10 protein-coding genes are annotated in these 11610 nt (G+C 62.1%); 4 read left to right on the top strand and 6 right to left on the bottom strand.

Translation table 11 applies throughout. The features are described 5' to 3' along the window. Positions 1-2 precede the first annotated feature (2 nt). From ACFT32_RS21405 to ACFT32_RS21395, 3 genes are all read right to left on the bottom strand, one after another. Positions 3-485, bottom strand: coding sequence for a DUF6644 family protein (locus ACFT32_RS21405; RefSeq protein WP_382491437.1), 483 nt, complete (start codon positions 483-485; stop codon positions 3-5). 3 nt (positions 486-488) lie between these two features. Further along, positions 489-1187: a DUF6152 family protein gene (locus ACFT32_RS21400; protein ID WP_382491435.1), complete on the bottom strand. Its 699-nt coding sequence runs from the start codon at positions 1185-1187 to the stop codon at positions 489-491. A gap of 630 nt (positions 1188-1817) precedes the next feature. Continuing rightward, positions 1818-3404: a pentapeptide repeat-containing protein gene (locus tag ACFT32_RS21395; protein ID WP_382491432.1), complete on the bottom strand. Its 1587-nt coding sequence runs from the start codon at positions 3402-3404 to the stop codon at positions 1818-1820. Positions 3405-4547: 1143 nt separating this feature from the next. Here ACFT32_RS21395 and ACFT32_RS21390 point away from each other — a divergent pair. After that, positions 4548-5312 carry a hypothetical protein gene (locus ACFT32_RS21390; protein WP_382491430.1) on the top strand — a complete coding sequence of 255 codons (765 nt, stop codon included), beginning with the start codon at positions 4548-4550 and terminating at the stop codon, positions 5310-5312. 202 nt (positions 5313-5514) lie between these two features. On the opposite strand, the gene ACFT32_RS21385 is transcribed toward ACFT32_RS21390, so the two are convergent. The 3 genes from ACFT32_RS21385 to ACFT32_RS21375 form a co-directional block, all read right to left on the bottom strand. Continuing rightward, positions 5515-6147, bottom strand: a complete 633-nt coding sequence (locus ACFT32_RS21385; RefSeq protein ID WP_382491427.1) for a hypothetical protein — start codon at positions 6145-6147, stop codon at positions 5515-5517. Positions 6148-6323: 176 nt separating this feature from the next. Beyond that, positions 6324-6758, bottom strand: coding sequence for a hypothetical protein (locus ACFT32_RS21380; protein ID WP_382491424.1), 435 nt, complete (start codon positions 6756-6758; stop codon positions 6324-6326). 1312 nt (positions 6759-8070) lie between these two features. Continuing rightward, positions 8071-9177, bottom strand: coding sequence for a DUF1152 domain-containing protein (locus ACFT32_RS21375; protein WP_382491421.1), 1107 nt, complete (start codon positions 9175-9177; stop codon positions 8071-8073). A gap of 143 nt (positions 9178-9320) precedes the next feature. On the opposite strand from ACFT32_RS21375, the gene ACFT32_RS21370 reads away from it, so the two are divergent. From ACFT32_RS21370 to ACFT32_RS21360, 3 genes are all read left to right on the top strand, one after another. Next, entirely contained in the window at positions 9321-10061 is a 741-nt protein-coding gene (locus ACFT32_RS21370) for a GntR family transcriptional regulator (RefSeq protein ID WP_382491418.1), read from the top strand. A 288-nt stretch (positions 10062-10349) separates the two neighbouring features. Next, complete coding sequence (locus ACFT32_RS21365) at positions 10350-10814, top strand: ATP-binding protein (RefSeq protein ID WP_382491415.1); 465 nt, start codon at positions 10350-10352, stop codon at positions 10812-10814. Between the two features lie 62 nt (positions 10815-10876). Further along, positions 10877-11605, top strand: a complete 729-nt coding sequence (locus ACFT32_RS21360; RefSeq protein WP_382491412.1) for a GntR family transcriptional regulator — start codon at positions 10877-10879, stop codon at positions 11603-11605. Positions 11606-11610: the final 5 nt, after the last annotated feature.

Below are 11610 nucleotides of genomic sequence, written 5' to 3'. Positions count from 1 at the left end.
GATCAGGTGTAGGCGAGCAGGCGCCCGCAGACGGTGACGCCGGTCCACGACGCCAGGGAGATCACCGCTGCCGCGCGAGCCCGGCCAGGGGGACGCACATCTGTGTCCCAGCCGTCGACACCGCGATAGACGCCGCGATGGAAGACGGCGATGTTGATCCCCGCGACGACGAGCAGTCCCAGCTTGAAGGGCGCGGCACCACTGGCTGCGATCGACACCGCGCCGGAGACGAACATGAAGACGCCGGTGAGCGCGGCGACGACGAACCCGATCTGAGCCAGCGGCAGCAGATGCCGAGCCGCCACCGTCACCGGCAGCGCACGCCGCCCCAAGCCCAGGAGCCGCAGATCGAACGCCACTGCCGGACCGACCAGCACGGCCAGCCCCAGCACATGGACGCACTCCAGCACCGCATAGAGATACGGAGTCGTCCGCACGGCCTCGGACAGCCCCGACTCTTCGAGCCGGCTGAAGAAGCCCGACACGACCTACTGCTCCGTGCTGCGGCGCCGCACGTACACAGCGCCACCGGCCACCACCAGCACCGCCACGGCCCCGGTAACCGTCCACACCACAGCACTGGACGAACCGGAATCGGCAGCCTGGCCCGTCGCACTGGAACCCTGCCGGCCGTCGCCGCCGGAGCCCGTGGCGGACTCGCCGGAAGCGCCCGGCGGGACGGGCTTGTCCGGCAACGACAACAACCGCTGCCGCACGGCCTGCCCGTTCTCCAGGAAGATCAGTTCCGGTCGCAGCTCGTCGTCGTGATCACGGCTGAGGAACCCCACGGCTTCGAGGGTCTCTCCGGCTTCCAGACGCCGGTCAAAGCCCCATCCGCGCAGCGTCTCCGGCGGTGCCAGCACCAGGTGCAGCTCCTTGCGGCCGCCGTCGTAGGGGCGCGTGGCCTTCATCGTGTCGCGGGTGCCCATGGCCTCGACGTCCTGCGGGATCTCGCGGTCGGCCCACCCCTGGGGCACCGCTGTCTTCTCCACCTGGATGGTCACCTCGACATGCGGGCTGCCCCACCGCACGTTCGTCAGCTCCCCTGAAAGGTAGTAAGCGCGTGTGGTGTCGAACTCCGACCAACCGTGGTGCGCGGAGGCTTGCGGCACCGCCAACACCGACAAAGCAATCCCGCACATTCCTGCGACCAGCCCTGCCCGGGACAGCATCCGCGGTTTGCTCACGTTCAGTCACCCACTCTCGGAGATCTTCCGGCACGCGACGACGCGACGACGCGGCGTCTGCGCTCGAACGTGCACGTCGAGCAGCGCGGTAGGACGCCGTGTGCACGCAGCAGCGAGTCTGAGCCGGTGACACTCGTGGCGGGAGGGAGAGTCTGTCCCTCCCAGCGCAGGCCCACCGGCCTCACCTCGGCTCCGGCTGAGGTTCGTGAACTTCGGCTTTGCGTACGCGACTTCGCAGACACTGGAGGTAATGGTGGTGCGGGTCACACGAATTGCGTCTCGCTATTCGAGGTGCCTGAGGGTCGGGTAGCCCAGAGTGGCACCCGAGCGGCCCTGAAGTGGCCAGTCGATCTCGATTTAGGGCACGCGGAGGGCACGCCACCCTCGAATTGGACTAGACAACAAACAAACCCCAGGCCGCTGACCTGGGGTTTCATCGTGGAGCGGGTGACGAGAATCGAACTCGCGCTCTCAGCTTGGGAAGCTAAGGGTATCTGCGGCTTGTCTTGGAGCTGACCTGCGGCGGAGTAGCGTCGGACCCTAGTGGAAACGGTCGGCTGGTTCCCCGGCATTCCCCGTGGTTCCCCGCACGATCTGGCACGGGTCTGGCACGCCTCTGACACCGCCCGCCTACCGTTTCACTCGCCCCCGAATGGCGAGCGCAGCAAGACCGAGCAGCACCGGCTCGGAGAAGCGGGATGCCATCTCGATGTACCGGCCGGCTGTCGTCAGCTCCTCCCCGCTGGAGCGGAACACGACCGAGTTGAGCGTGACGCTGAGCGCCTTGTCGAAGCGCTCGCCGGTGAAGCGATCTCCTGTCGGATTCTTCGGATCGTCCTTGTCGATTTCGAAGGTCACCGTGCCGCCACCGGGCGGAACGGTGCCGGTAGCCTCCTGCTTGGGGGAGTTCTGGGGGAGGCCGAAGCCCATCATCAGCAAGATCGTCGTCATCATTGCGAGGGTGAGCCAGCCGAGCGCACGCGAGGCACGCAGGCCGTAGCCGGACAGCAGCCAATACGCCTGAAGCAGCCAGCGTTCTGCTGTCCCCCATCCTCTGCTGTGGCGGCGCATTTCCATTTCGCCGTAGTAGAAGTCTGCTGCGCCCGGTTCGTCCTTTGCATCCTCACGGCCCTTGCGGAGCTGACGGTAGATAATTGCGAGACTAGCGAGGCTCGGGACATCGTGTGGGTGCTCCGGAGCGGCGCCCCACCCACGATGCAGAGATGCAGGGTGGGATGGCAAAGCGCGCCACATGCGTTCCTCTTCGATCACCTGCCGCTGGTTCCAACTGAATGGAATTCCCAACTGCCATTGTGTGCCTTGAGGAGGATTCGAGAAGATCCATCTCCCCTCTAGCCTGAGTTGGTCAAGGTGAAGAGCGCCATCGAATCTGCATGAGGAAAGGTCGAGGTTTGACAGTGTGAGCCAAGCGCAGTCCACTCCGTCGAGTGAGACAATCTTTGCTTCTCCGCTATGAGTGGTACCAGTAAAAGATTCGGGTGGAATGTCATCGAAGGGGGTGGATGCGCTGACGATTGCTAGTGGTTGTGAGAGTACAGGATCTTCCAATAAGATTTGAGCATGGCGCGCTTTGATTTTTGCTACCGCCCCCCAGGTAGTCCTATAGCACGCGATTCGCCTTGCTGTGACCTCTAGCGTAGTGGGTTTCGGAAAATTTGCTTCATACAGACTGAGCTCCCCTAGGCACATAAAGGGGCCTATTGGGGAAGCGCTTTGTAGTGTAGTGGAGTGCATCTTCAAGCCCTTATGGAATACTGCGCCGAGAAGCCATATCTCTCGAAGGGTGGCGTCAGTCAAGTCCACGTTTCCGAAATATTGAGCTGTATTTGAGAGTAGCCAATCGAAATCGGTTTCGCGGAGGTTCACTTCGTTCCTGAATAGCGCGCCCTCGAAGAAAGTGTCACCAGAGAACTTCGCTCGCCAGAAGGATGCGCCACCGAGGAATTCTGTCTGCTCCAGAGAGAAGCCGTCACCGAAATGAGACTCGCCAAAATCGACGTCCCCCTGGAACAGTGCATCGGCGAATGATGCTGCGCTGGCATTGTCCGTCGCGCCGCCGAAACTTGCTTTTCTAAAAGCAGCGAGGCCGAAAGTAGACTTTCCGGTGCTGGGGTCTTTTACGGCATCGAGCACTTCATCTAGAAGGTTCGCGTCAAATACGGTGCCGCTTAGATCGATCGAGTCTCCTGGCCCCAAGGAGTCTAGGTACCGGCGCCTGATTTGTTCCGTAGTGTGTTCCAGACACGCCCCACCCGGGCTGATTTGAATGCCCAAGCATCCGATGGCGTCATTCGTAGAGTCGGCCCCGGTTCCGCAGTGCGGCCAGTCTGGAGGCTCGGGGGCAGGCGACGGCTCACTCATGCCCCTACCAATACCGCATCTGGCCGCGATGATCCGGGAGTTGGGAACCTTGGTGAACCTCCTGGCTTACACGGTCGCCGCTGTCTGGCGAGGCACCGGGACATTGCCGGCCCCCTCCGGGCTGCTGCCACTGAGCGCTCAGTGTTGCCCGGCAGTGCCCTGTGCTGCGTTGGTCATCGCCGAGCGCCCTTCTACGGCCCGAAGACGGCCCGGGAGCACGCCCGTCCATGAGCACCCGCATTAGGAGAGAGGCAGGGGGATCGTGCTTCTGAGCTGCGACTTCACCGAGGTAGGAAGCGGGCGGGCACTCGACCATGAGGTACTGCTGTCGACCGTGGCTGACTCCTGCATCTGGCACGGTTGTGGCACGAACCTCAGCCACCGACAGCCAGCCACGGCGGCGGGTGCGCCAACCGACCAGGCGCGCGTATGCCTCGGTGCACCCCCACCGTCCTCAGCCACGCTACTGGTTTGCGGCGCTGATCAGGGCCACACAACCACGGTCGGTCCGTGAGGTCCCGACCCCACCAGTGTGAAAGGCTCCCACTGGTGGGGTCGGTGATCACTTGCGGTGGGCCCTTACTTCGTCACGCACCGCGCGAACGGACCGAATCGCAGTGATCAACTTCTGGGAGAGCGCCGGGACCTGGTCGAAGAGGTGTCCCACGACAGTGAACCCCCCGACGACCGTTGCGGTCCCGACCGTCACCCATCCCGCCAGTTCCATGTAGCCCCTTTCGAAGCAGAGAGATCGGTGTGGGCACCAGGGGCTACTGGCGCCCTCGCTCGTAGCACCTGGCATTGCCTCGTCAGCACCGATCCCGCTTCCGAACTACACGGAGTTGCAGGCGACTTGAGTGTACCTACTGCAACTGCATCTGTCGCTGGATGGCCGCAGCCGGCCACCGGTGCAGGTCATCGCTCGGGAACGAGGTGAGGTGTACGTTCCAAGCAGGTGCAGTGTGAGGAGGAGGATCCATGCCTCAATCAACGGATGATGATTTCGAAGGGGAAGGCTTCTACGCAGCTATGAGGAGTCTCGAAGACTCCTGTGATGCGCAGTCGAGGGAGATGCTTCCCACTCTGGGTGAAAGAGCACCTAAGTTGTACACCATCCTCGGCACCTTGCTTTCTATTTTGGATAGGGCATCCAGCTGCTATTGGGGATGTCGGGGCGGTGATCACGCGGTTGAGTATCTGACTGGAGGTGTGTGTAACTCCGCACGTGCCGCAATCCGCCTAATGCATATGGGATTTTATGACGAGGCTCTCACCGTATCTCGCTCAATCGCGGAGAGAGTGAACTTGGTATCCCTGTTTCTCTATGATCCAGACACCCTGACTGAATGGCGAAGCGCTGATGAGCGGGTTCGTCGTCGCAAGTACTCTGCAGTACAGGTTCGGTTGCGTCTGGAGCAGGGGGGTTGGGACGTGCCAACTGACCAGGACAGATACTCAAAGCTGAGTGGATACGGAGCTCACCCTGGCCACAGTCCGCAACATTTTATTCCCCATGCCCCGCCCGTAGCTGGCGGGCTCTACAACGAGATCGGCCTGTTGATTTGCCTCAATGAAATCGGCCGCAGCGTGATTCTTTATGCTGGGATCTGCATTGGTTCAATGGCTCTTCCTAAAGATGTCTCGCAGCGCTTGAGTGGCCTGGCGATGGAAGCTGCTCACCACCTCGGGAAAGCCGACCTTGAAGGAATGGATGAGTATTGGGAGAAAGGCAATCCTGAATAGTGCGTGATGGCCGGTGTAACCGCTTCATGCTCGACCGCTTTAATGTAAGTGATCACTTCTCGCAAATTTCCGGCATGCTATGCAGTCTGTGGGCCTGCTGGTGAAGGAATCGCGGCTTTGGGGCTGACCATACGGGGCGGGACTTGGTCAGCCGTAGCATGCGTGATTGTTGGTGTAGGCGGGTTCGCGGATTGCCAAACCATCAGAGGCCACGGCTCTCCATTTCTTTCCACTTTTTTCTGACAGGAATCATGGTGTTCATTGCACCTCCAAGCTCAATTCCGGTTGTTTCGCCGCAGCGGGCTTCGCCATTTGGACCCCGCTCTACGAAGCAGACCGTTTCCGCTTGGCGGCCGTCGCGGGTGACAGCGTAAACCGAAAGCGCCTCCATTCGGTCCAATCGGTCCCGCGCCGGGAATAGAACTGTGCCGAGCTGCTTTTCGCGAGCAGTTTGCAAGGCTGTCCACATCTCACCGATGACTAGGACGCCATCCGCTCTCGTAGACTCGACGAGGTCGGCGAGCCTTTCAAATGACAGGATTTTCGTCCTCTGGCTGTCGAATTGCATCGCTTGGATGGTTAGAAGAGATTCCCCCTTGAAGCAGAAAGCGAATGTCCCGTGGACGCCATCCTTTTCCATGACCTTACGTGCAACAACCATCATCCCCGGCACGCGCGCAATGGCATCCCCATCGGGAAATTCGGGAATCTTGTACCTCTTGGCAGACGCTTGTGCTTTCACATCATCGATCTCAAACTCTTCCGAAACATCCTCCAAAACCGCTCCATCAGGCACAGAGAAGTGACTGGCCAGTTCAGACTGCGCAATATGCATGCAGTTGAGCTTTCCCGATGTGTTGGTTAGGCTGGAGTCTACGCACTCAGCGTAGCTTCCTTCGAGGTCGCAGCGAGAAACGTAGGCTGCCAAGTGACCCGCGCGCAGCAAGTCGTTTAGGTGCATGTAGCATGCGGCTGCTGCGTCCAATACCTCCCAAGTGTTGAGTGCTCTGTCTACCCAGCGCCTCTTAATCGTGATGGTCCCGAACGGGGGCATGCCGCGTGAATTTTGATTGCTGCAATAATCTCGTTCACGCTCATGCGAGGCGGGAAAGTAGCTTTTACTTCCCGCTGGTTGTACCAGTTTCCGATCCAGGTCACATGACATGAACTGTTGAGATCGAGGTCGGATTCATGAACAATCCGATTGCGTGACTTTTTGGCCCAACGCATCACGTCGGTTTTTGCGGCGTGGTTGTCGTATTCGGAAAACCAGTCCTGGAATTCTGGAAGATTCGACTTATGTTTAAGGAGTAGGCTGGTCACGCTTCGGTGTGTTTGCAGGAAGGCGTTCAGGGCAAGCCTGAAACTGTCCGGGTCAAAATAGGATTCCTGCAATGCGTGCCATTGTGCATGGCAATCCATGAGGCGCTTATGCGCCTGGGGCATTGGGCAGGGTGAAAGTGAATTTGACGGCATGATTGGAGTGCCCTATCTGCGGTGGATCAATGGGTCGGTTATCATGCGTAGTTCAATATTGCAGGCGAGTATATGGCCAGCGTTGGCCCTAGGATCTCAGTGTCTTCGGCGGCGGCCTCGCCTTCAGCCTTCTTCGATCCATCGGAATGCGTCATCTCCGATGCGCCGTGCATGATTGTCTTCATCATTGCCCCCCGCTTGCCCACTGAGGTGCTCCAGCCCCGCTGCCGGCACTCCAGTTACCGTGCAGAGTAGACGACTGGCATCTGAGCGATGAAGACTTTGTGGGCTAATCACCCCCTGTGGCTGTGCGGCCGTTCCGGGGAAGGGGGTGGGCGTTCGTGGTGCAGCAGTCTGCTCGATGTTTCGAGGCTCACGCCTAAGGGGCTCCGTAAAGCTGTGGAGCCGGCCTTCCCAACTACGACGTACCCCCCCTCTGAGGTTGGGCGGCTGCTGTGCGCGCGGGACGGGCACCGGCCGGGCTGGAGCGGGGCGGAGACAGGAGCGCAGGCCCGGCCGGGGGCCGGGCCGCGCGCGGCGAGCGGAGCGAGCCGCCTTGAAACCCGTAAAGAAGGTTGTAACTCAGTCGGCAGCTCGAACGCGTGATCGGCATTAGTTTCGGTCCTCGCGCCCCGCTGGCAGTGGATGATCTAAATCCGAACGACTATATAACGAACGTGCGTGGGTTGGCGCAATGCTGGGTAGAGTGCCGATTGTGGACTATCTTCCCGTGGTTCAACTTGTGGCCTCCGCAGCTGTGGCAGCTGCACCAGTCGTGTTAAAACTGGCGCGGCGCGCACTGTCCAGAAAGAGGACGTTAAACGCCAACATCGATGAATGGCGTCGCATCGCGAGTGAGGATCGGGCGCGGAAGCGCGGTGGGGCCAATGGCTAGCAAAAAGGAGGAGCCCCAGTACACGCGTACTGACTCGATCTCTAGTGCTGGCGTGGCAATGCTAATGGTCACAATCGGCATGACCTTGGGGTCTACAACTTGGCCGGGGCGCGCATTTATCTGGGCGGCGCCAGCTGCGATCCTCTTCGTTCCAACGCTAGTGGCCAACATCGTAGACAACTTGGATCACCGCAGAGAGAAGAAGCAGTATGACACCTACCGGGCCGAGCTGGTGAAGATTCGCACTTCGCCCGATCTGTCATACGAGCACAAAGAGGCGTTGAGAAAAGAGATCGAGGAACTCGATCTGCATCGTGCCAAACGGCTTAATGAGAGGGCTAGGCGACCCCCTATCCGCCCAGCGGATTAGTCATAGTAAAGAAGTGGTCAGGCCTTAGCGTGCTCAGCAGGGATACGCCATAGCGGTGTGGTGTACTGCTCCGGGCAGCTGCTGATGAGTAGTTGGCGCAGGTCCTCGCGTAGGGAGCCGTTGAGGTTCAGGGCTTCGGTGATGCGGCGGAACGTCGTATGGGTGACTCCGCGGCTGTGGGCTTCGGATTGGAAGTCGTCGAGCCAGGACAGTACGGCCTCCGGGTCGAGCTCCACCGATGGCTGGTCCTTGAGCCACGCGGCCTTGTTCCGCTCGTAGTCGATCTCCGAGTAGCCGCAAATTTCGCGGCTGTGTGCCTCGACCTCGTCCAGGGTGGCGGTCGTCAGGATGGCCCGGGCCAACTGGTTGCGGGTCAACGCTTCGTCCAGGTCCACCTCATGCACGGTCGGCCCCTCATCGGTGAGGGGAACCGGAAGGCCGGCGTCTCGCATCTCGCAGGTGCCGCGCACGCCTCGGGCTGTCGCCGCGAGCATCCCGGTTGCCTCGGACGGGTGCCACTCCAGGACCGAGCTGACCGGCTGGACATCCTTTGCAGTGAGGGTGTGGAGGAGCGGACCGAGCACGCCGCGCAGTTCGGCGAGAGGGAGTTCGCCATCGAGGCCGGGGCCCGCCACCAGGAGACGGACGGGCGCGTTCACCTGACAGCACGCGGCGAGGGTGACGGCGTCGGCGAGGGGGCTCTTCAACGTCGGCTCATCGCCGCGGGCGAGGATGTCGCCGCCCACGTCCAGCAGGTCGATCGACTCTGGTGACAAGTGGTCCACCAACTCTTCGACTTGGCGGGTAACGCCCTCGACCCCGTAGTGCGGATCAATCAGCGCGAACGTGTGCTGCCGGAGCTCTGCAGCGAGTCGGGGGAGAGTCGAGCCTGCCGGAGCGATGGGGCGGGCTTCGGCCGGCACTGCCCAGACTGCTGGGGTGAGGGGCAGGAGACCGGTGAAGTTGTCTGGTCCTCGGGGGCCGGGTACTGGGTCGACCAAAAGGCGGTCCCACGCGTACGTGAGGATCACCGCCTGGTCCTCGTCGCCGTAGAGGGCGGCGTGAAGCATTGCGGCGGCGACGGCGTCGCCCCCTCCTCCTGCTGCGACGATCAACCGCGTCATGCGGTTCAGCCTACGGGGTACGGGGTTGACCACTCACCCTATAGTGGCTAGAGGCCATAGCCACTTGTGTCGAGAATCGGCCTCAGGCCGGTAGCGGGGTAGCCCACTACTCACCTGGAGCCCACGTTGGGTGAGGAGGACTGATGCCACAGATCGAGGAGGCTCAGCCGAAGTATCTCCAGATCGCGCACTACATCCGTGATCAGATTCTTCGAGGTGACCTGCGACCGGGCGACGAGGTGCCGTCCGAACGGCAGTTGGCGACGGACTGGAAGGTGTCCCGGCCCACGGCCGCACGGTCGTTGGAGGCGCTGAGCCATCAAGGGCTCGTCGAGAAGCGTCAGGGGTCGGGCACGTACGTGCGGAGCCTGGAAGTCAACCGTCGAGCACGGGAGTTGTACGGGCGGGCTCGGCAGACGGGGAAGATCTACACGCCCGGTGAGTACGCGGTGATCACCTCGACCGGTTGGATGGAGGCGCCGGCGCACGTCGCTGAAGGGTTGGGCCTGGTCAAGGATCGTCGGGCTGTGCACCGGCGGCGGGTGACCAACAACCAGGACGGGCCGATCACGCTGTCCACTTCGTGGTTCGCTCCGGATGTCGGCCACCGTGCGCCGAAGCTGCTTGAGCCGGAGCGCATCCAAGAGGGAACGCTCATGTACGTCGAGAACATGACCGGGCGGCAGGGCAGTTACGCGGAAGATCGCATGTGTGCGCGGGGTGCCACGGAGGAGGAGGCCGTTGACCTTCAACTGGAGCCCGGCTCGGCCGTCCTGATCGTCCACCACGTCGTCTTCGACCTCCAGGACCGGCCGTTGGAGTTTGCCGAAGCCACGTACCCGCCGCATCGCTGGGCCTTCGAGCAGGGCTACCCCCTCACCTGATGGTGCGGTGAGGTCCCGCGAGTTGCGGCGAACGGGTTGCGGATCTGAAGTGGCTAATGCCACTATCCAGGAAGTGGCTAAGGCCACTTGGTTCGGAAGGGGGCACGGGTGACGAGTCAGCGGCCGGACGAGGACGCGCACTTAACTTGCCGGGGTTGTCGCGGGCGCGGTTGGAAGCGCGTTGGCTCCCGTACGGCTGTGGCGCTCTCCACGGCCAACGATCGCCACCGTGTCACATCGAAACGGCGCTGCCTTGACTGTGACGGCAGCGGCAAGGAGTGAGCGCGGATGGCCTACACGATCGACCGCTTTCCTTCTGAGGAATGGCCGCGACTCGGTGCCATGACTTTGCACCCCGTCGCGGAGTCCGTGCCTCGGGCCCGGTACTGGTTCCGGAAGTTCCTCGCCCCGTACAACCCGGCCTGCTCGATCGACGACTGCGCGTTGATGATCTCGGAGCTGGTGACCAACGCGGTTCTCTATGGGCAGGCGGATGAGTCCTGGGTGGTGCGCGTCGAGTGGTTTCGGGTGGCGACGTCGCTTCGGATCGAGGTGCACAACCCGGGTTTCCCCGCGAACGTTCAGATGCGGCGGCCAGAGGCCAGTGACGCTCACGGTCGCGGTCTGCTGCTGGTCGACTCTATTGCCGAGTCGTGGCATGCCGGGCCTAGCCGCTTCGGGGGGACGATGGTCTCCTGCGACGTGGCCGGCGCGTGGCCGTCCAGCGAGGGCTTCACTCCGCTCCTGTTCTGACGCTCCAGTTGTCGCTAGTCTGGTTGACCAGTTGACTTGGCTAATCGCGACAGGCGGCGTCCATGGCGTATGAAGTGGCGGCACCGAAGTACGTGCGCCTAGCTCAGACGATCCAGAGCCGCATCGAGGACGGCACGTACCCGCCCGGCACTCGGGTGCCCAGCGAAAACCAGTTGGTGCAAGCCTTCGGGATGTCCCGCCCGACCGTCGTTCGGGCGCTGGAGCTGCTGAAGCGTGACGGTTGGCTTGAGTCCCGGCAGGGGTACGGCACGATCGTTCGGGGCCGGCCGGAGGTTGTGGAGCAGAGGGATCGGCGGGGGCGAGAGGCTCTGGAGCGCGACGAGTCGCAGGCCGCAGGACGCCTCGTCGATGTTGCCGAAGTCCCCGTTCCGGTGCGGGTCGCATCTGCGCTCGGGCTGCCGAAGCGAGCCAAGGTGCTCATGCGCCGTTTCCTGGTCGAGGAGGATGGCGAAGCCGTCGAGCTGGTCTCGTCGTACTTCCCCGCGGGCCTGGCCGAGGACACCGAGCTGGCGAGTGCTGAGACCTTGGCCGGAGGTGTGCGCGCACACCTGGAGGCCAGGAAGAAGATCCGTTTCGACCATGTCACGGAACGGGTCTCCGCTCGACTTCCTGAGGCGGGTGAAGCGGGACTCTTGGGCCTGCCGGACGGCGTGCCAGTGCTGAGCGTCCTCGTCATCGCGTGCGACGCATCCGGGCAGGCGCTGCAAGTCTCTGACGTGCTACTTCCGGCTGACCGGCAGGAACTTGAGGACACCTACCGGCTGGGCTGATGAGT

The sequence above is a fragment of the Streptomyces sp. NPDC057002 genome (genome assembly GCF_042673825.1).
GTDB lineage: Bacteria > Actinomycetota > Actinomycetes > Streptomycetales > Streptomycetaceae > Streptomyces.
The sequence above is the reverse complement of the archived record's forward strand: the minus strand, read 5'-3'. Positions and strand labels throughout refer to the sequence as shown.

Coding starts and splice junctions, on each gene's coding strand:
- ACFT32_RS21380 (WP_382491424.1), bottom strand. CDS start 6,758: ATGCCCCAGGCGCATAAGCGCCTCATGGATTGCCATGCACAATGGCAC.
- ACFT32_RS21370 (WP_382491418.1), top strand. CDS start 9,321: ATGCCACAGATCGAGGAGGCTCAGCCGAAGTATCTCCAGATCGCGCAC.
- ACFT32_RS21360 (WP_382491412.1), top strand. CDS start 10,877: ATGGCGTATGAAGTGGCGGCACCGAAGTACGTGCGCCTAGCTCAGACG.
- ACFT32_RS21365 (WP_382491415.1), top strand. CDS start 10,350: ATGGCCTACACGATCGACCGCTTTCCTTCTGAGGAATGGCCGCGACTC.
- ACFT32_RS21375 (WP_382491421.1), bottom strand. CDS start 9,177: ATGACGCGGTTGATCGTCGCAGCAGGAGGAGGGGGCGACGCCGTCGCC.
- ACFT32_RS21390 (WP_382491430.1), top strand. CDS start 4,548: ATGCCTCAATCAACGGATGATGATTTCGAAGGGGAAGGCTTCTACGCA.
- ACFT32_RS21385 (WP_382491427.1), bottom strand. CDS start 6,147: ATGCATATTGCGCAGTCTGAACTGGCCAGTCACTTCTCTGTGCCTGAT.